The following is a 19,192-nucleotide window of genomic DNA, read 5'->3' on the forward strand; positions in this document are numbered from 1 at the left end:
TTTATAATATATAAATTACCGTACCATATTTAGTTATTCCAGTTTTTCACCGCATTCCGGGCAAAACTTAGGTGAACCCTGGATTACCGAACCGCATTTCGTGCATGTTTTCGTAAGCTTGATTCCGCATTCCGGACAGAATTTGCTTCCTTTGGAAATTAATTTTCCACAACCTGGGCAGCAAAATGGTTTTTCGTATCCGCAAACAGGGCAGAATTCAGCCTCTTCGGGCATATCTGCGCTGCATTTCGGACATGGATTATACTTCTTTCCGCATTCGGGGCAAAACTTTATATTTTCGGCTAAAATACTGCCGCATTTGCTGCATTTAATTTCAGATTCCTTTTCCTTTATTTCACTGGCTTCCGTATCAAAACCACAAGTTCCGCAAAATCTCTGAGAAGGTATTAAATTAGAATGGCACTTCGGACACTCTTTTGCAGTTGTTCCACCGGCCACACCGGTACCTATTTCTTTGGATACACCGTTAAAGGCATTACCGACTGAACCGCCAATTCCTACCCCCATTCCAAGTCCTATTCCAGCGCCCATTAAATCAGAGGATACCGAACCGGGATTTTTCGCTGCTCCTTCCAATGTATCAAAAGAGCGTTCCTGCTGGTAACTGTAACCGATGATATTCATTTCGGCACGTTTTGCCAATGCACTTTTCAATTTTGCAACTGCCGGATCTTCTTCGGGTATACTTAAATCATTCACGTAAAAATTAGCAAGTTTGATTCCATACTCATCTAATGTAGGCGCAATACGTTCTTTCATAAAGTTAGAAAGCTCATCTATGTACGCATTTATTTCCAATAAACTAATTTGTTTATTAACTACATATTGTGATATGGCATCTTTTACTTTTGTGATATACAAGCCACGAAAATATTTTACCAAGGTCGTCTTATCAAATACGGATAAGGTTCCGACTAATTTTATAAGAAATTTCTTCGAATCCTCAATCTGGACACCAAATGTACCGTTAGAACGCACCGGTGCAAATACTCCGTATTTGGGATCCTGAATCTGAATCGGGGATGCGGTTCCCCATTTCACATCCAGGGAAAATACCTTATTGATATACCATACTTCAGCGGTAAACGGGGAGCGCCCTCCAAAGGGAAGATTAACCAACTTATTCAGTAAAGGAATATTTGCTGTTTCAAGCGTATGGCGTCCGCTTTCAAATACATCAAGCGCCTTACCGCCCTTAAATAAAATAGCTTCCTGAGATTCATTTACAATTAGTTGTGTCCAGGTTCCTAATTCCTCGCTAGGGTATTTCCAGGCAAATACATCCGGACCACCGTTATATTTGATTACTTCAACTATTGCCATCTGTTTGTCCTCCTCATTCCATATCCTCGTCTCTATAAGGTAAAATTCAATTATTTCTTCATTTTCATTCTTATATCTTTGTCTATTTTGGCTATGAAAGCCATAAATACCTCTCATCATTACTCAACATAACAAGTTCGATACAAGTAACCTGGAATAATTTTAACACTCCATAGGCCAAATCTCAATATAACTTTGTAATTTTAGGAAGAAATACCGCGTTTATTATACTTTTATCTGAGTGATGTTAAGTATGAATTTTTATTTTACAACTTTGCCCGATTCATTATCACATAAAGTTATATTAAACATAAAATAACATAAGGCTTTATACGGAGAATTTAAAATGTTTCCTAAACAAAACTTTGTCAAACAATCCTTAGAATTACATTTATTCTTTGGCAGGATAATGAAAGAACATTCACTTTTCTTAGAATTAGGATTTACTCCAAGAGACAGCAAATTTAAAGATCAAGCAGATACTTTTCGTAAAGAATTTGACCGGCTATTATGTGAAGTAGTTTGTATATCAAATGGAAATGTCAGTCCGGATGTACTTCAATCAGGAGAAGTTATTACACAATATACATTGGATGCTGAAATGGCCACTTCCTTTCTTACAGGAATTCAAATACCTTCTGAAATAACCAAAGAACAGATGGATTTACTGGACAGCAGATATGATCCATGTAATCAAAGTTTAGAGCAGAAAGTATGTGAAATAAACGAAAGAGCAATCGAGTTGATTACAGCATTAATAAAATTTAAACGTACGATCTTATCCGATGTTTTATGCTGTAAAATGTTTACCGTAAATTATCCGCTTTTAATCGACCATATCACACGGGAAGCAAGGCTTTATTTACAGATGGTTCAATGTCTGCAAAGCGGAGAAGATCTTGATATCGAAAATAATGCCTTGGAATTCGAAGTATTCTGGAATCGGATAATGGCGGAACATTCAAAATTCATTCGCGGTTTACTTGACCCAACAGAAGATGATTTAATTAACACAGCGAATAATTTCGGAAATGAATTTGACCAATTAATTGAAGAGTCGAAAGCTGCTATGGATAATACCATTCCCGCAACCCAAGTAACTGCTGAAAGTCTTGAAGCGACAAAAGCTTTACGCGATTTTAAGGCACAGGGTACACAGGGTATTTTGGAATGTAAAGTAAGATCCATTATTATACCTTTATTAGGCGACCATGTTTTACGGGAAGCAAATCATTATTTAAGATTATTGAAAATGTTTAAGCGCTAATTTTAAAAGGGGCTGTTGCAAAATTCAAAATATAACTTCCTTGTGGGAGAATATGCTTTATATTTCGCAGATATTTTGTTGAAAGTATGTGCGAATGGCTCCAAGAAAGAGAATGGAGCCGTTTATTCGCGCGACTTGAAACAAAATTCAAGAAATATAAAGCATATTCTAGACACAAGTTTAGTAAATTGACTATTTTGCAACAGCCCCTCTATTTCCATAATTTATTAGCTCTACTCAAAGTAAATCGGATTCGATATCAGCACCTTCATTTGGCCAAATTCCGGTGTGAGCTTTCTGATTACTTCAAAGCGGCAGAACCTGGCATTTTCATATTTTCTCTTTAATTCCAATTCTCTGACACCGTCTTCGCAAATAATTTTTTCCATTCCATGATCTGTAACAATGCAAATTTCATCATTGATTTTCAAATTCCAGAAGTGTATCATTATCTCACTTCCCAGAGAAGCAGTTTCGCCCAATATCTTACCATCAGCCTCTGCATACAAATCAGGTCCTTTGGTAAATAAGGAAACATAACCATTTCCATTTTTTATAGCCCGCACAATATCATCGTTTGTATTGGACTTAGCATAGACGCAGGTACACGGCATACCCATTAGACTCAATACATCATGGCGATGAAAATCACTTCCACCTACAATAGGAATCTTTCTTTGAATTAACAGCTGATCATGCCACCATTCCAAACACTTTAGATTTGCAGATATTGGTAATCCCCCATTCCAAATCTCAACAACATCATAATCAAAGTTTTCCATACCCCATTTCCATCCGCAATTAGGGCAAAAAGGATGATTAAGAACCAGAAGCGCACCGTTCTTTTTTGCTCCCTTTAATTTTTCCTGTGCTTCTGATAATGAATTCACGCAAAACGCGCTTTCAAACGGCTTCTTTACTCCAAGAAGCCCTGCGTGCCCTTTGTAATGGGTCCATTCCATTCCAGGAATTACGGTGATTCCTTCCACGTCAACGCTTTGAAAGTTATGAGCATAATTGTTATGATCTGTCACAAAGATAAAGTCAAGTCCCAACTGTTTTCCCAGACTGGCAATACCTGCTACCGATAACGTACCATCGGAGCCGAGAGTATGCATATGGGTGTCCCCTTTTAAAAGTCTGCGTTCTTTTTTGTAAATGTGATATGATAGGTTACCAAACAGCCACTGTCCTGTACCTTATAAGCGCCTACGATAATACTCCAGCATCCTGCATCTGTATTTGCCGCAGCAAAGCCCTGAGAACTCTTAACAGAGGAAATAAATATATAACTGCGATCCGATCCGGAAGATCCGATATAACTTCCTCCCGCACCATTTAATCCCAGGTCAATAATATTTACTTCCCTGAAAATTGTGGTGTTGTCTTCTTTTCTTTCCTTTAAAAACCTTGTGTAATCATACGCAATTTCCACTTTCTCTACATCCTCCGGTACTTCAAAGGGCAGCAGGAAATAGGAGCCTTCTTCTTCTTTTTAATAAAACGTTCTACTTTTATTTCTATCTTATTCATGATACTTATTCCCCCAAAGGTTTATTTATTCTTTCGAAGCTCCCAAATTCATTCCTGCCAGTAAGTATTGCTGCGCAAAAATATAAATCAACAGCAATGGTATCGTCGAAATAATTATGGTCGCCATAACCGCGTTCTCCGGTGCCAATGCTGTCCCGGAAGTGGAATTATCCTGCATGATCATTGCCTTTAGCATAAGCGGCAAGGTATACTTATTCTGATCTGTAATCAAGGTGGCAGGTAACATAATACTATTCCATTTTGCTACATATTCCATAAAGAATACGGTAGCTAATCCCGGTTTTGAAATCGGCAGATATATTCCTGCAAAAATCCGAAGTTCCGAGGCACCGTCAATTCTCCCTGATTCCGCTAGAGAATATGGTACGGAAGTAAAATAATTTCTCATCAATAATATACTAAACCCAGAAATTAATCCATTAACAATAAGCCCCATGTAGCTATTTAGTAAGTTCAGCTGTTTATTCATCTGGTAGATTGAAATTAATGTCAAATCTCCCGGTATCATCATTGTCAGCATAATAAAAGAAGTAATAAATTTTTTAAATGGCAAGTCTTTCTGAATTAATACATAACCTGCGAAAGCCGATAACACTACCTGAGATATAACTCCTACCGTGGTAACAAAAAAGGAATTCAAAAATGGCTGAAATAATTTTGTTACTTTATAAACATATTGATATCCTTCCAGACTAAAATCATCCCACCATAGCTTAACACCGCTCTGTGTTGAACTAAGTGCTGTGGATGTTGATACAACAAACGCATTCCACATTGGTATTATCATAAGCATAAAAATAATGAATAATAGAATGCCGGCTACCGTTTTTTGAGGGACGGACAGTTCATTTTTTATTGTTCTTCTTTTTTTCTGCATAATATCCTCTTTCCCTCCTAATCATTGTAGGTATCATCATACCGAATTAGTTTTCGTACTGTAAACGATATAAGCATAGTCGTTAATAATACAAGGGTTGCTGCCGATGTAGCCAACCCGATTTTAAATTGGATCACACCATCATTAAAGATCAGGTATAATAAGTTTCGGACTTCGTCAAGAATGGACGAATTTGCCATCACATATATCTGATCAAAATTACGAAGTACACCCATAGCAGCCAGTACTGTTATCACTTTCATGGTCGGAACGATATTGGGTATGGTTATTTTCATCATTTGCTTCAATCTGGACGCTCCATCAATGGAAGCCGCTTCATAAATATTGGGATCAATGGAGACGATCGCTGCCAAAAACAACGCCGCATAATAACCTGCCCCTTTCCAGCCCCCGGTAAAAATCATAATCACCTTTGCAAATGCAGGCTCCGCCATAAATACAACCGGTCGGAAGACATCTCCTTGAGTCATTTTCAAAACTCCATTTACCAGCCCTGCAGGTGATAAAATTGTAATCCATAAACCGCCGACAACTGCCCAGGATAATATATTAGGTATGTAAGTAGCCGTCTGAAGAAGTGATTTTAAACCCTTATTATTTAACTCATTTAACAGCAATGCTATTAAAAGCCCCCATACGAACTGAAGTAGAAACGTACCAATTCCAACTGAAAGACTATTCCAGAGTGCTTTCAAATAAAGGGGATTTTTTACAATATTTATATAATTCTCAAATCCTATGAATTCAGAACCGCCTAGTATTTTAACCTGCTGAAAACTGTTAAATATACCAAGGGCAAGAGGATAATATGAAAAAACCAGAAAATACGCAATGATTGGTAACAGCATAAGATAAATAAAGCGATATCTTACAACTTTTTTCAAATACTTAGAAGTCTTCATTAGCGCTTCCTCCTTTAAGTCAAAATTATTTCCATAATTACCGGAATAAACATAACTGAAGTTATATAATACTATCTTTCTCCAATGATAGACGTATAAATTTTTCAAAGGAAAAAGGGACTGCCTCTTTCGTTAACGCGTATCTTCTCTCACAGAAATATCTTTCTAATCGAGCTAATACCATATGATTTGAGACAGCCCCATAATTTCTTCAAATAGATTGATTTACTTATCCGTCACACCAAGAGAGACAAGTTCATTTCTCATGTTTTCAAGTCCTTCTAACACGGGAACTTCTCCCTTTATCATTTGGATACCCCACTTACCAACAGTAGCCTTATAGTCGCCTTCGTTAGGTATTGTCAAATCGATGGTTGCATATTTACCATAGGATATAGCTTCCTCTACACCAGGATTATAACCGACCGGATGCTTAAAATCTTTCATGATTGGAAATGGCGCGCCATGATCGCACGCATGTGCTTTTCCTGTTTCTGTCAGTACATATTTGTCACCCTCTACGGTATAATCGTTATCCTTAATGCCTACAGAAAGAAGTTCTCCGCCTTCCTGGGTTGCAAAGTATTCTAAAATTTTAATTGCTCCATCTACATTCGAAGCATTGGCAGGAACACCAAACAAACTTGCACCGCCCTTACCTAACATATAGGAACCATCCGGCGTTTGAACACCTGGTAAAGATACGATTTCATAAGCTTCTGAGGTTATATTCCCAGCTAAAGCATTTGCATTGTGTAAACCAACCCATGCAGCCCAATCAACTGTTACAGCCGTTTTCATGGAAGCAGCACTCATCTTTGAACGCATGTCATTGGATTTATCAACAAAAGCGCCTGGATCTAATAGTTTATCCTCGTATAACTTCATGAACCACTCCCAAACAGGAGCTGCTTCATCTGTCGAAAAAGGTGCATATTTCTTTCCATCCGTATCAATTACCACTCCTGATTTCAGTCCTGCAGCTGCCATCCATGGCTGAAGATCCCATGCATCTGACATAACTGCATTTAACGGATAAAACTCTTTATCTGTACTATTTTCTTTTAATTTTTTGAAAATGTCATAATATCCATCTAATGTGGGGTTAATTGTCTTATAATCTATGCCAGCATTTTTAAGCATAACATTGTTTAATGCAACAACTCTATGTACTTCTTTCTTATTAAATCCCGCATATACTTTTCCGTCTACTGTGATATCAGCCCATTCTTTTTCATCAATATTGTTGGATAATATTTCAGAAGCCTGTACGCGTTCTGTAATATCAAGGAGCGCATCCTGATTAATTAAGTTCATATAGTCTGATGCTCCGATATAAATTAAATCGTATTTTTCTCCACCATTCAATTTCTGCATTAAAATAGTGGTATAGTCAGATGCCGGTTTTTCAATCTGTACATCAAGGCCTGTAGCATCACTTAAAGCTTTTTGGAATAATTGCATTTCTGCTTCATCTTTACCACCGGTTACATTCATCATAATACGAACAGTACCGCCAGCCTGAGTTTCATTCTCAGTTTTTTCTACTGTTGCTTCATCTGCTTTAACTCCATCCTCTTTGGTTTCTGCTCCTGTGTTTTCTGCAACACCAATTGGTTTCGCATCGGTGTCATCTGCTTTCGGTGCACATCCGGTTAACATCCCTCCCAGAATTGTCACCAATAAGAGCATCGTTACTAATTTTCTTAACATCATAATTCTCCTCCTTATGGATAGTATACACATAGCTTTCAATATCCAGATACCCAACTACATAATAACTTATCTTTTCATCAGCTATAAAAGTATATTATCATATTGAATATATCTTGTCAACTCAATATATTTATTGCATGATTTTATTATAATTTTTGTCTAATTTTAATATTTTTCCGCTCAAAAATTAAGGAATCGAAGAAAGTATTACTATATTTTAAGTAGTTTTCAACAAATTTATGTATTAAAATATACTTTTATGATTTTATCGCTCGAATAAAATATACTTTTGTATTTAGCAACAATAATTTAATTAAGCTAACTTATATTTTCTTATCCACAGCACCACAAAAAGACTGGTACCAAATACAAATACTTCGTCTTTACCAAATGTATTGTGTATTTTGTATCAGTCTTATATATTGTATTAAAGTTTATATGCTGAAATAATCTCAACTTTAATTATGTTGTTTTTCCCTGGTTAAAAATGGCTGGGACAACATAATCAATAGCCGGATGTATCTTATCTTGTATGAATAATTTAATTGCCAATTCTGCAATGGATCTTTCGTTCTGCTTCATATGTGTAAAATAATATCCATCGGATGCTTGATAATCTTCATCGATACAGCAGACCTTTAAATCTTTTCCGATTTTAATTGCTAACCGTTTTGAAGCTTGAACCACCGATGACATCATGCCATATTCCGTACAAACCACTCCGTCCAGAGTCCCTCCTGCTTTTTTGAAATATTGATAGATACATTCCGTATCCGCCTGTTCTGTCTTTTTATCAATAAAATTTGTATGATCATGGGTTAACACACATTCTTCCGCTGCTGTCAGTTCAACTTCTTCTATTCCAATATAAAACCCTTCTCTTCGATCAATAAGAGAGGAAGTACCTTTTGCATCAACTGTAATTAATCCAATATTACGACAGCCTCTTTCATAAAGGTGTTTTACCAGGGATTTTATCGCATTCTTTCCATCGGTACTCACTGTGGTTACCGGAATTCCATTCATTCTTTTATCGATTAAGATGACCGGAAAATTTTCAATAATCAGTTTTAATATCGCCGTGTTATAATGGGCACCGTGACAAGGCATGATAATAAGTCCCTCTACATTAAGAGATAACAAATAATCAATTTCATCCGTTTCTTTTTCCCTATTGCCATACGAAAAACGAATACACAGTTTATACCCTGCATTCTCCGCTTCCCGATCTAATTGATACATCATGTCAAGCCCAAATGGAGAAGCAACATGTTCTAGCACAAGTCCTATTATCTTTCTCTTCTTTCCCTTTGGTCCAACTCCCTTTAATTCATTCTCCATATTAGGATTATCACAGATTTGCATCTTTTCGTTATCTTCTACTTTCGAAAGTTCCTGATTGCAAATTGTATCTCCCATCACATAGGTACCCTTTCCGGGAACCCTGTGAACCATCCCATCGTCAACGAGAAGATTCATCGCTTTTTTTATTGTTATTGTACTGACTTCATATTTGGTACAAAATTCTTCTTCTGACGGAAGTTTACTTCCTTTAGAGAATGTTCCGTCCAGTATTTTTCCTCTTATTCCTTCATAAACCTGTTTATATAAAAATTCGTTTCTCATTCCAGCACTCCATCACTTTATTTCACTTCATAGTATAAAAATTTTCCACTTTATTAGCTTCCCCGAATAACCTTTTTATAATTATGACATTATATTAAATATATATTTTAATTTATATTATCATTTTTAGAATTGTCTGTAAACTGCTTTTCAATTGATTTGTTTATTTCAGGGTTCGGCTATAGCTTCTTTCCGATTTCACCCCACGGAAAAACACCCTAGCCCCTGGCTATAATCCTATCTTTAACTTTAATATGTTCAAAGGGAAATACTATAATAAAATTGGCTTTTCTTATGGATATTCCTAGGGGAACATAAAATATCAAGGGCTTTAGGAATTAGCTCTCCTATCCTTTTGCATTTGTGATGGGCATGGCTTAGAAGTATTTCAACAGGACGATGATAGTAAATCATTTGCAATTAATTAATATTGGAAAATTGTATTTAATGGAATAATATGGTATAATTTAGTTAATTTTTAGTAATGTTTCTATTATACATAATAGCAATAATGGGAAGTTTGAAAGAGTTAAAGTAAGGCTATAATTAGGAAGGCTAAAATGCGAATTTTTCATGTAAGTGAAGAAAGTAATATAGATATATTTAACCCAAGAATACCGGAAAGAGATGACTTAGATAAAAGTGTTGGGTTAGTATGGGCAATAGACGAAAAACACTTACCAAATTTTTTGACGCCTAGAGATTGTCCGAGAGTAACATACCATATTGGTGAAAATACGTCATCACATGACAAGGAAGTATTTTTTACTTCACCTGAGATTCAGCATGTTGTTATTATTGAAAATATATGGTTTAAAACCATGAAAAATACATGTTTGTTTCTTTATGAGTTTAACCCAGAAGGTTTTGAATTGCAAGATAACATTGCTGGATATTATACATCAAAAGTATCTCAAATACCTATTACTAAATATACTATTAATGATCTATTTGCAGCCTTGTTTGAAAGAAATGTTGAACTACGAATCGTAAAAAATTTATGGAATATATCGGACAGAATTAAAGAGTCAACTTTAAATTGGTCAATATGCCGGATGGGTAATGCACAACCAAGATTATAAGTAACAGAAAATACTATTTATATGTAATGCTTCTCTGTTGTTGTCGATAGCGAAGTAGAGATGTTATATTATATGTAACTATACAATTTTAAGAATATCTACCGTTAGTTGATATTAAAGTCATAAATTTAAACCGTCAATCCATTGCACATGTTAGTTTTTAGCAGTAACATTAGACTAAAGACAGGAGGGTTTCAAATGATTGACAAACTTGAGGTTGGTAAAAGAATCAACAATTTGCGCAATAATCTTAATTATTCGCAAGCTGAACTTGCTGAAAAACTTGCTGTAAGTACACAAGCTGTTTCAAAATGGGAAACAGGTGCTTCCCTTCCAGATGTTGAGATATTATTAAATATTTCATGGATTTGCAATACCTCAATCAATGCGATTCTTGAAGGAGATAATTTTTTTGATGAAAATATAAATATCGACAGAGATCTTTTTCACTTGAATAAATTTCTTATTTGCCCTAAATGCAAAAAGCAAATGAAGTTAAACATACAGAAAAATGATACTTTGATATATGAATGCGATAATAATCATCAATACTATGTCGTTGATGGAGTAGTCGACTTTAGAACAAGAGAAATACCCGGCGAACAATGGTCTTTGAGCTATCGTAATTACGAAGAATACTTGCATGAACAATACTGGCCGTGTAATCCGAACTATAATAGAGGGATAAATCAATCTGAGGTTATTTGGGAAAAAATATCAGAGCTCCGTCCGCGAGTTATACTTGATATCGCTTGCGGAACTGGACAAGGAATAAAACATCAAATAAAACGTATAAATTGGCCCGTAACAATTATTATGGTCGATTTAAGCCACCGCATTTTAAAATGGAACAAAATATTCTACTCAACCGAATGGAAAAATCCTTATGTTGAAATGATATACCTTGCCTGTGACGGAGCTAACTTGCCAATTCTGAGCGAATCTGTTGATCTTGTGTTCTCATATTCCGGTTATGAAAGTATGCAGGCAAAAATGTTTGATGGTTTTCGTGAAGCAAACAGGGTTTTAAAAAACGAAAAACATACTATTTATAATAAATCTGTTATTGAGAGTTTTGAGAGCAAAAATTCAAAAAAATGGATGAATCTTCTTCTTTCTTCTGTTAATGAAGAAGAAAAGGTATGGTGGAAGTGTGAATTTATTGATATTGAGCGTTGGCTTAATATCTGCACAACTTCAGGATTTTTAGAAAATAAAAGTATCCAAATCTATGGGGAACTTCCTGCTCCCGATTGTGATACGTTTCCTTTTGAAAATGAAATGGCTCAATGGATGGCTGAATACATTTTTATTTCTAAAAAACTTAGAGCATAGTATATGATAATCTACTATTGTCTTAATATACAATTGGTGGCGATTGTGAACTAAAATTTTTGCACTAATGCAGTGATAAATAATTTGAATTTACAGGAGAAGTAAAAATGGATTATATATTTGAAACAGAGAATTTAAGAATTAGAAAATTCGTGTTTAAAGATGATCAACGCTTATATGAAAACCATTTGGAAGCAGAAGTGAAACAATGGATTCCAAATGAAAGTTATGGCAATATTGAAGAAACACAAGGGGCAATCAATTTTTATGTTAATTGTGTGAATAACAAGCATTTGCCTTATGTACTAGCTGTTGAGTCAAAGGAAACAGGTGAATTGATAGGCGATACAGGTGTAAATGAAGTTGAAGGAAAATCAGGTGAAGTAGAAATAGGTTACGGAATTTGTAGCAAACATAGCGGAAAAGGCTATGCTACAGAACTTTTAAAGGCAATGACAGAATTTATAGTTGAGACTTTTGAAATAAAAGTTTTATATGGCCGTGTTATGCATGGGAATGATGCTTCTGTAAGAGTTCTTGAAAAGAATGGTTATGAATTTGTCAAAGAAGAATTTGGAGCAGAAGATGATCCTAATGGCAATGGAATGTTGATTTATAAAAAAGAATTCTAATTCGCGATTTAAAGTTTATGAATAAACGGGAGAGTCTTTATTGGGATTATCGATGAACATATTTTACTTAGAATCCAAGATTTACAGAAAGCATCAAGGATTGAAAATATTACTATGAGTTACTACAAAAATGAAGAAAAACAATATTTTAGTGAACTAATTGAATTATTTGATTTACATAATATAGAAATGGTGCATGCATCCGAATTTGATTTTAGAATAGAAAAAAAATATGGTTGCATTTATAGCTTCCCACTAATATTTATGAAGTGATAAGAAAGTAAGGGGAAATTGATAAATTTGAAATTGTGAGAAAAAAGCTAAAAATTGGAGGATTGAAAAGTGAGTGAAATAAAAAGATTTGATGTGAATGAGGACGGGGCTCATACTGGAATGATTAAGGCAGGGGATTTCTATTTTTTGAATTACTGTGTCGGAAATATTGGACAGTCAATTGAAGCACAGATAAATGGTGCAATTGACCAAATGGAAAAAAGGCTACATATGGTGGGATTGGAACTAGAAGATGTGGTACAGATGGATTGTTTGTTTAGAGATGTCTGGAATATTCCAATAATGGAAAAAGTGATTAAGGAGAGATTTAATGGAAAATACCCTGTTAGGAAGTCTATCCAAACAGAGTTTGCACATAAAGGTGGAGAAGACGGACTTCAATTTCAATTAGATGGTATCGCATATTCATCTAAATAAGTTCCAATTTATAGGGAAGTTGACTTCCCATTATATTTATGAAGCAAATAAAGAGATTAATAGAATAATTTGAATTCGGAGAAAATGATATGGCAAACGAAATTATTCATATATATGGAGCATCTGGTTCTGGAACATCGACATTAGGAAAATATATAAGAGATATGTTAGGATATTTTTTTATGGATACAGATGATTATTTTTGGCAACCAACAAATCCACCTTATACTAAAAAAAGAAATATTGCTGAAAGATTAGCAATGATAAAAAGCGATTTCGAAAAAGCTGATAAGGTAGTTATATCTGGTTCACTTGTTGATTGGGGAGATGAACTTATACCTTTATTTACACTTGCTATTCGATTAAAAACGGATACTAATATACGAATAGAGCGATTAAAAAGAAGAGAAAGAGAACATTTTGGTTCGAGAATTGATTTTGGTGGAGATATGTATCAAGACCATATGGAATTTTTTGCTTCTGCTTATGACAATGGAGATATAGGTATGAGAAGTAAAGTAAAACATAACGAATGGGAGAAATTGCTCCGTTGTAAAAACATTACATTAGATGGAAATGATTGTTTGGAATACAATTTAGAAATAGTAAAAAGATTTATATAAAATTTCAAGACATCTGAACTTCCCATTATGAATAAAAGATCTAAAATAATTTGAAATTAATTAGAGGTATGATAATGATTGAGTTTAAATACATAAAGAATTTTACAGAAGAGCAGTTAAGCGATTTATTTTTATCTGTCGATTGGTATTCTGGAAATTTTCCACAAAAGCTAAAAACTGCCTTTGAAAATTCTAGTAGAGTAATTTCAGCATGGGATGGTGAAAAACTGATGGGACTTATAAGAGGATTAGATGATGGTGTTTGGCAAGCTACAATTGATTGTTTATTAGTAAATCCTAAATATCAAGGACAACAAGTCGGATCAACTTTATTAAAGATGCTTCTGAAAGATTACGAACATTTTCTATATGTGGATGTGGTTCCAGATGAAAAGAAAAATGTTATATTCTATCAAAAACATGGGTTTGAAATCATGGAAGAAGGAACTCCTTTACAAATAAAAGGTGCAAATTGGAAGTAGACAACTCCTGGTTTGAGAAACGTACAACTTCCCATTATATTTACTATTAGATATAGTAAAAACAGATTTTATAAGAGCTGGAGGGATTACATTGTTGGATGAACAAAAAATAGTACATATGATTAATAAACATATTATTATAGGTATCACCATAGAGGATAGTAATGGTATGATTTTAGAGCAAAAACAAATGCATGGTGATATTATTAGAATCAATGATAAGGAAGGTATAGTAATAAAACTACATAATTCTGAAACTGAATATAAACTCCCTCCTGACCTTGATTCTGTTCAAGAAGCTCCAGAAGGAGAATATCGTTTTAGATCAACTGGTGAGATTGTTCTTAACCCTCATTATATGACAACTTGGACAATAACGAAACCAGATCCGAACGAATAACCCAACTTCCCATTATATTTATTAGCCAACTATTATAAGAAAAAAGGAATACATATTATTTATATTAGCGGAGATTATTATGAAATTATCAAAATCAATTGATTTTCTTATCGAAAACGCGGGACCGGTGATTCAATATAGACTACGGAAAGAAATTCTCTGCAATCTAAAGAAAACAGAAGAAGAAAACCTGTTGGAACAAATCTATCAAACACCGCATTTCAAACTAATGCAAAGATATATCAAGCCGAACGGATATATTGGTAGCGGGGCGCACAGTTGGGATAATTGGCGGGGCGTGATACTTCACGAAACACCTTTGCAGGATGGTGAAGCAGCTGCACGTCTGCTGTCCTACTTTGCTATACCCAAAACGCACTCGATTGTAGTAAATTTCGTTGCCGCAATGCGTAACAAGGATACTTTGCGAAAAGAGTTTTCCTATATCCCGCCCGAAGTAGAGCGATATGAAAACCGGTTTCGCGGAATCAGCAGTGGATTTTGTTTGATGATTATAATCTATACCATGCAGGCAATGCTTGGTTTCGGTGATGACGAGTATGTAAAACCCTTTCAAAGTATCGCGCTGGAAGCGTTTGAGAGCATATTGCCCCTCTCATCGCTCAATGAAATAACTAAGATACGCCAAAGCAAATCGAAATATAACTATCCTTATATCGAGGAAAATACAAGTTTCCCATGTCAATACCATTTAGAGGCTTTGGCTTATACAAAAGCATGGCGAACACCGGAAAATATAGTGTTGATGACTAATGCACTTAATCATTATAACGCAATTCTGCATGGTGCAAATCCTATTCACGTCAAGATTGGCTCGAAGTATTACGTTCCCTCTCCGCTGAATATGTCAAACAGCCCTATCCGGCCATTTCGTGCAGATGTAATTGACAGCATAACTTACCGACGCCTGCTGACAGAAATCGCAATGCTTGGAGTAGGTGAAAGCGTTGGGGTGATAAAGGATTCTATTGCGGGAATTGATGACGCAATAGGTGACGATGGCATACTCAAAATGAAATTTGATCTGCCACACAATAAACGTTACTCCCCGAAGAACATTGAATATCCGACCCCCTATGTTGATGTGCGGCTGGAACCGGATTACAAGCGCAAGTACGCCCTAGAATGTGATTTGACCTTTTGGGCAGTGCAATTTTTATATCTCTGTGGCACTGCTGACTTCCACTAATGAGCAAACGGTTAAGTTAATGCAACTTACCATTATGAGAGTTGGTTTTGTTCACAATCAACTCTGATTAGAAGTAAAGAGAACTTCCCATTATGAGACAAATTCTTTCGGTTAGAATCGATGATGGGGTAAACGCAGATTATTTATATTAGGAGGTATTAGTGTTATGGATGATGAATTGAAAATCAAAATGTACTCATTTACGGTGGATTGCAAAGATCCGCATGAATTAGCAAAATTTTATGCAGCGTTACTCAAATGGGAAGTAATGTTTATGGATGAAGAATATGCCTGTGTATACGCTCCGGGGACCAATCAGGGAACCTATCCTTGTATATTGTTTCAACGGAATCCTGAATATAAACCGCCTGTGTGGCCGGAAGAGCCGGAAGCTCAACAGCAAATGGCACATATGGACTTCGCCGTTAATAATTTAGAAAAAGCAGTTCAATATGCAATCCATTGCGGAGCAACAATCGCAGACGAGCAATTTTCCGATAATTGGAGAGTTATGTTTGATCCCGCCGGACACCCTTTTTGCTTATGTCAAATGAAATCAATTATCGAGAGTCCCCATTTTGGGTTGTTATAAAATTCATGAAATTGAGAGTAACTTCACGATATTCCTGTAAATATGGGTCTGATGGATGTCTATAAATAAGTATCGTTATTTATTTAAGAAAGCGAGGGTAAAATGAATGCTTTTCTGACAGTAATACCGCTTATACTGATAAGGTTTGGACTTTTAAGCCTATTGGACAAGGAGGCGTTAAAACGTGCTGCACTCTTCGCTCCGATGATTGGCAAAGAAAAGGTGGCACTCTGGTTTTATCAGATTTCCAACATTCTGATCTTTGTATATCTGTGTTTTCTCAAAATTAAGACTGATCCATACTGGTTTTATGTAGGTTTGGCGATATATGGATTAGGAGTCTTATTGTGTCTTGTGTCCGTATTAAATTTTGCAAAACCTGCGGAGAATGGTATTAATCTTAAAGGGCTCTATCAGCTTTCCCGCAATCCGATGTATCTGGTATATTTTATTTATTTTTTAGGCTGTTCGCTGCTTACTCGGTCATTGATACTACTTGCAATACTATTCGTGTTTCAGATATCCGCACATTGGATTATCCTATCGGAAGAAAGATGGTGCGTAAAGAAATTTGGACAAGAGTACATAGATTATATGAATAAAGTAAGGCGTTATATTTAGAAAGGCAATGGAGGAAATATTGATGAATATTGAATTTAGAAAATTCAGTGAATTCCAAAGGGGAATTATATATGAATTGCCAAAAGATGGATATTCATTTGAAAGCAGATATGAAAGGGATTGGACAACGAACTGGAAGGAATCCGATGATTTTTTTTATGATAATTTGCACATAGCAGATGAATGTGGATTTGTTACCACTTTGAATGATACTCCAATCGGTTTTATCTGCTGGGATCCAAGACATATTCCAGAATACATAGAAATTGGTCATAATTGCATTGCAACGAAGTATAAAGGGAATAAATTTGGAAAAATGCAATTACAAGAAGCTGTGAAACGAATGACTAAAAAGAATGTTCAAAAACTCATAGTTACTACTGATGAACTATTAGTGTCAGCACAAAAGAATTACGAGAGCGTTGGTTTTAAATTTGTACAACATCGTAAAAACGAATGGAATCAAGAATATGCCGGAAAATTGATGGATTATGAAATGAAATTGTAAAAAAGTGAACTCAGGAGGTTATTATGAAAAGATCAATGATGCAAGCATATGTTACAAGAAGTGATGAGGCGGTGGCTCTTTATCAAGAGGCTTTTGACGCTGTTCTCATCAGCAGTTATCCAAATGAAGATGGAACATTTATGCATTCAGAGCTTGACATTGAAGGTGAAATTTTAGCTGTGGCAGAACGAAATTCAGAAAATGCCATTATTGGTGAAGAAACGGTTACCGGCAATGTAATGCAGTTTTGTTTGCATTATGGAGACGGCAACGAAGAAAAGGTAAGGAAAGCCTATGAAGTGTTAAAAACTGATGCTAAAATTTTGATTCCGCTCGCGCCATGTGAATTCAGTATACTAATGACAGATTTAATTGATAAATACGGTATTCGATGGTGCTTATTTGTATAGTAAGAATTTTTGGATAATAAGGATAGAATGAACAACAGAAAGCAATCCAATATGATATCATTAAAAGAGAAGCAGGCGAAGTTGAAGAGGGTGAAATCGTTATGAAGTTAGATTTAATAACGCTTAATAGAAATAAACTCTTCTATCCGGTACTCTTCTACCCTAATGTTTCATTTTGAACCATTGTAATTATCAAAGAGGAGAAGCAAAATGCATTTTACATATTGTCCACATTGTGGAAATAAATTAATCGACAGAGAAATTGGCGATGAAGGAATGATACCATATTGTGAATCTTGCCAGGTACCGTTATGGGATATGTTTTCAACTGGGGTTATCTGCGCCGTAATTAACGAATATGATGAAATTGCGTTGATAAGACAAGAATATGTATCTTCAACAAATTATGTATGTATTGCCGGTATCATGCAGCTGGGTGAAAACGCAGAGGAAACTGCAATACGGGAAATAAAAGAAGAAATAGGTCTCGATGTTAAGAAGATACAGTATATACGCAGTTATTTTTACGATAAAAAACATATGCTTATGTTGGGATATAAGGCAATTGTTAGGAAAGTTGAATTTACCCTTTCAAAGGAAGTAGATTCTGCTGCATGGGTGCCATTGTCAGAAGCACTATCCAGGCTTAAAGACGGAAGTATTGCCTGGCAATTAGTAAAAGAAACTATCGAAAAATAAATCAGAAACTGTGGAGTTATAATATGATTGTAGAATATGGAAAATATGATGACATCGATTCCTGGATGCAACTTGTACATGTGGTTCATTCTAATTTTCCCGGACTGGAAACAATAGATGGCATAAACGAACACAAATGCACCGTATTGAAGTTTATGAAAGAACAAAGAGCAATCTGTATAAAAGACTTTGAGAAAGTGGTTGGAGTACTTTTATTTTCAAAAAAACATAATCTGATATGTTGTCTTGCTGTGTTACCAGAGTATCGAAAGCAAGGTATTGCAACTATGTTACTTAAAGATGCATTAAAGCACCTTGATAGAACCCATAATATTACAGTGTCTACTTTTCGTAAAGAAGACCCTAAGGGTATCGCTCCACGGGCATTGTATAAGAAAATTGGTTTTGTTGAAGATGAATTAATTGAAGAATTCGGTTATCCAAGTCAAAAATTTATACTATATCCATAAGTTTTTTCAATTGAACAAAATTGTTAAATGAAAAACTCATAAGAATGAAATAAACTTGTAGTAACTATTCCAATCAAAAAAATATTAAAATATTCGGGGAGAAATATGAA

The 19,192-nt window shown here is 35.2% G+C and carries 22 protein-coding genes; 15 read left to right on the plus strand and 7 right to left on the minus strand.

Annotated elements, in window-relative coordinates:
* Positions 1-33: 33 nt before the first annotated feature.
* Positions 34-1,344, minus strand: coding sequence for an SPFH domain-containing protein (locus tag Ana3638_RS02275; protein WP_161836609.1), 1,311 nt, complete (start codon positions 1,342-1,344; stop codon positions 34-36).
* Between the two features lie 346 nt (positions 1,345-1,690).
* On the opposite strand from Ana3638_RS02275, the gene Ana3638_RS02280 reads away from it, so the two are divergent.
* Entirely contained in the window at positions 1,691-2,611 is a 921-nt protein-coding gene (locus tag Ana3638_RS02280; RefSeq protein WP_161836610.1) for a DUF2935 domain-containing protein, read from the plus strand.
* A 233-nt stretch (positions 2,612-2,844) separates the two neighbouring features.
* Here Ana3638_RS02280 and Ana3638_RS02285 read toward each other — a convergent pair whose 3' ends face one another.
* From Ana3638_RS02285 to Ana3638_RS02310, 6 genes are all read right to left on the minus strand, one after another.
* Positions 2,845-3,795 (minus strand): CehA/McbA family metallohydrolase, encoded by a 951-nt coding sequence (locus Ana3638_RS02285; RefSeq protein ID WP_330588011.1) that lies wholly within the window; start codon positions 3,793-3,795, stop codon positions 2,845-2,847.
* Positions 3,744-4,046, minus strand: a complete 303-nt coding sequence (locus Ana3638_RS02290; RefSeq protein WP_161836612.1) for a hypothetical protein — start codon at positions 4,044-4,046, stop codon at positions 3,744-3,746. The genes Ana3638_RS02285 and Ana3638_RS02290 overlap by 52 nt, the downstream gene beginning before the upstream one ends.
* Positions 4,047-4,169: 123 nt before the next feature.
* The gene (locus Ana3638_RS02295) at positions 4,170-5,042 is read right to left on the minus strand and encodes a carbohydrate ABC transporter permease (RefSeq protein WP_161836613.1); all 873 of its coding nucleotides are present in this window, start codon (positions 5,040-5,042) and stop codon (positions 4,170-4,172) included.
* A 17-nt stretch (positions 5,043-5,059) separates the two neighbouring features.
* Entirely contained in the window at positions 5,060-5,965 is a 906-nt protein-coding gene (locus Ana3638_RS02300) for an ABC transporter permease subunit (protein ID WP_161836614.1), read from the minus strand.
* Between the two features lie 225 nt (positions 5,966-6,190).
* Complete coding sequence (locus Ana3638_RS02305) at positions 6,191-7,681, minus strand: ABC transporter substrate-binding protein (RefSeq protein ID WP_161836615.1); 1,491 nt, start codon at positions 7,679-7,681, stop codon at positions 6,191-6,193.
* A gap of 462 nt (positions 7,682-8,143) precedes the next feature.
* Positions 8,144-9,307 (minus strand): GntR family transcriptional regulator, encoded by a 1,164-nt coding sequence (locus Ana3638_RS02310; RefSeq protein ID WP_161836616.1) that lies wholly within the window; start codon positions 9,305-9,307, stop codon positions 8,144-8,146.
* A gap of 560 nt (positions 9,308-9,867) precedes the next feature.
* On the opposite strand from Ana3638_RS02310, the gene Ana3638_RS02315 reads away from it, so the two are divergent.
* The 14 genes from Ana3638_RS02315 to Ana3638_RS02380 all read left to right on the plus strand — a co-directional run bounded on the left by Ana3638_RS02315 (position 9,868) and on the right by Ana3638_RS02380 (position 19,082).
* A complete protein-coding gene (locus Ana3638_RS02315; protein WP_161836617.1) occupies positions 9,868-10,389 on the plus strand; it encodes a DUF6886 family protein in 522 nt (173 codons plus the stop codon).
* A 198-nt stretch (positions 10,390-10,587) separates the two neighbouring features.
* On the plus strand, positions 10,588-11,724 hold the full coding sequence (locus Ana3638_RS02320) for a helix-turn-helix domain-containing protein (RefSeq protein WP_161836618.1): 1,137 nt from the start codon (positions 10,588-10,590) through the stop codon (positions 11,722-11,724).
* Positions 11,725-11,831: 107 nt separating this feature from the next.
* Positions 11,832-12,356: a GNAT family N-acetyltransferase gene (locus Ana3638_RS02325; protein WP_161836619.1), complete on the plus strand. Its 525-nt coding sequence runs from the start codon at positions 11,832-11,834 to the stop codon at positions 12,354-12,356.
* Between the two features lie 342 nt (positions 12,357-12,698).
* Positions 12,699-13,067 carry a RidA family protein gene (locus tag Ana3638_RS02330; protein ID WP_161836620.1) on the plus strand — a complete coding sequence of 123 codons (369 nt, stop codon included), beginning with the start codon at positions 12,699-12,701 and terminating at the stop codon, positions 13,065-13,067.
* An 89-nt stretch (positions 13,068-13,156) separates the two neighbouring features.
* A complete protein-coding gene (locus Ana3638_RS02335) occupies positions 13,157-13,690 on the plus strand; it encodes an AAA family ATPase (RefSeq protein ID WP_161836621.1) in 534 nt (177 codons plus the stop codon).
* Between the two features lie 74 nt (positions 13,691-13,764).
* On the plus strand, positions 13,765-14,172 hold the full coding sequence (locus Ana3638_RS02340; RefSeq protein ID WP_161836622.1) for a GNAT family N-acetyltransferase: 408 nt from the start codon (positions 13,765-13,767) through the stop codon (positions 14,170-14,172).
* A 94-nt stretch (positions 14,173-14,266) separates the two neighbouring features.
* Positions 14,267-14,572, plus strand: a complete 306-nt coding sequence (locus Ana3638_RS02345; RefSeq protein WP_161836623.1) for a hypothetical protein — start codon at positions 14,267-14,269, stop codon at positions 14,570-14,572.
* Between the two features lie 79 nt (positions 14,573-14,651).
* Positions 14,652-15,782, plus strand: coding sequence for a hypothetical protein (locus Ana3638_RS02350; protein WP_161836624.1), 1,131 nt, complete (start codon positions 14,652-14,654; stop codon positions 15,780-15,782).
* 166 nt (positions 15,783-15,948) lie between these two features.
* On the plus strand, positions 15,949-16,374 hold the full coding sequence (locus Ana3638_RS02355) for a VOC family protein (RefSeq protein ID WP_161836625.1): 426 nt from the start codon (positions 15,949-15,951) through the stop codon (positions 16,372-16,374).
* 102 nt (positions 16,375-16,476) lie between these two features.
* On the plus strand, positions 16,477-16,995 hold the full coding sequence (locus Ana3638_RS02360; protein ID WP_161836626.1) for a methyltransferase family protein: 519 nt from the start codon (positions 16,477-16,479) through the stop codon (positions 16,993-16,995).
* 22 nt (positions 16,996-17,017) lie between these two features.
* Positions 17,018-17,503, plus strand: a complete 486-nt coding sequence (locus Ana3638_RS02365) for a GNAT family N-acetyltransferase (RefSeq protein WP_161836627.1) — start codon at positions 17,018-17,020, stop codon at positions 17,501-17,503.
* Between the two features lie 23 nt (positions 17,504-17,526).
* Positions 17,527-17,913: a VOC family protein gene (locus Ana3638_RS02370; protein WP_161836628.1), complete on the plus strand. Its 387-nt coding sequence runs from the start codon at positions 17,527-17,529 to the stop codon at positions 17,911-17,913.
* Between the two features lie 210 nt (positions 17,914-18,123).
* A complete protein-coding gene (locus Ana3638_RS02375) occupies positions 18,124-18,612 on the plus strand; it encodes an NAD(+) diphosphatase (protein WP_161836629.1) in 489 nt (162 codons plus the stop codon).
* Between the two features lie 23 nt (positions 18,613-18,635).
* The gene (locus Ana3638_RS02380; protein ID WP_161836630.1) at positions 18,636-19,082 is read left to right on the plus strand and encodes a GNAT family N-acetyltransferase; all 447 of its coding nucleotides are present in this window, start codon (positions 18,636-18,638) and stop codon (positions 19,080-19,082) included.
* Positions 19,083-19,192: the final 110 nt, after the last annotated feature.

The sequence above is a fragment of the Anaerocolumna sedimenticola genome (genome assembly GCF_009931695.1).
Taxonomy (GTDB): Bacteria; Bacillota; Clostridia; order Lachnospirales; family Lachnospiraceae; genus Anaerocolumna; species Anaerocolumna sedimenticola.

Bases quoted from the DNA above. Each gene is read 5' to 3' on its own strand.
- Ana3638_RS02365 (WP_161836627.1), top strand. From the start codon at position 17,018: ATGAATATTGAATTTAGAAAATTCAGTGAATTCCAAAGGGGAATTATA.
- Ana3638_RS02325 (WP_161836619.1), top strand. From the start codon at position 11,832: ATGGATTATATATTTGAAACAGAGAATTTAAGAATTAGAAAATTCGTG.
- Ana3638_RS02280 (WP_161836610.1), top strand. From the start codon at position 1,691: ATGTTTCCTAAACAAAACTTTGTCAAACAATCCTTAGAATTACATTTA.
- Ana3638_RS02275 (WP_161836609.1), bottom strand. From the start codon at position 1,344: ATGGCAATAGTTGAAGTAATCAAATATAACGGTGGTCCGGATGTATTT.
- Ana3638_RS02310 (WP_161836616.1), bottom strand. From the start codon at position 9,307: ATGAGAAACGAATTTTTATATAAACAGGTTTATGAAGGAATAAGAGGA.
- Ana3638_RS02355 (WP_161836625.1), top strand. From the start codon at position 15,949: ATGGATGATGAATTGAAAATCAAAATGTACTCATTTACGGTGGATTGC.
- Ana3638_RS02335 (WP_161836621.1), top strand. From the start codon at position 13,157: ATGGCAAACGAAATTATTCATATATATGGAGCATCTGGTTCTGGAACA.
- Ana3638_RS02295 (WP_161836613.1), bottom strand. From the start codon at position 5,042: ATGCAGAAAAAAAGAAGAACAATAAAAAATGAACTGTCCGTCCCTCAA.
- Ana3638_RS02300 (WP_161836614.1), bottom strand. From the start codon at position 5,965: ATGAAGACTTCTAAGTATTTGAAAAAAGTTGTAAGATATCGCTTTATT.
- Ana3638_RS02315 (WP_161836617.1), top strand. From the start codon at position 9,868: ATGCGAATTTTTCATGTAAGTGAAGAAAGTAATATAGATATATTTAAC.
- Ana3638_RS02380 (WP_161836630.1), top strand. From the start codon at position 18,636: ATGATTGTAGAATATGGAAAATATGATGACATCGATTCCTGGATGCAA.
- Ana3638_RS02360 (WP_161836626.1), top strand. From the start codon at position 16,477: ATGAATGCTTTTCTGACAGTAATACCGCTTATACTGATAAGGTTTGGA.
- Ana3638_RS02375 (WP_161836629.1), top strand. From the start codon at position 18,124: ATGCATTTTACATATTGTCCACATTGTGGAAATAAATTAATCGACAGA.
- Ana3638_RS02305 (WP_161836615.1), bottom strand. From the start codon at position 7,681: ATGATGTTAAGAAAATTAGTAACGATGCTCTTATTGGTGACAATTCTG.
- Ana3638_RS02350 (WP_161836624.1), top strand. From the start codon at position 14,652: ATGAAATTATCAAAATCAATTGATTTTCTTATCGAAAACGCGGGACCG.
- Ana3638_RS02340 (WP_161836622.1), top strand. From the start codon at position 13,765: ATGATTGAGTTTAAATACATAAAGAATTTTACAGAAGAGCAGTTAAGC.
- Ana3638_RS02320 (WP_161836618.1), top strand. From the start codon at position 10,588: ATGATTGACAAACTTGAGGTTGGTAAAAGAATCAACAATTTGCGCAAT.
- Ana3638_RS02370 (WP_161836628.1), top strand. From the start codon at position 17,527: ATGAAAAGATCAATGATGCAAGCATATGTTACAAGAAGTGATGAGGCG.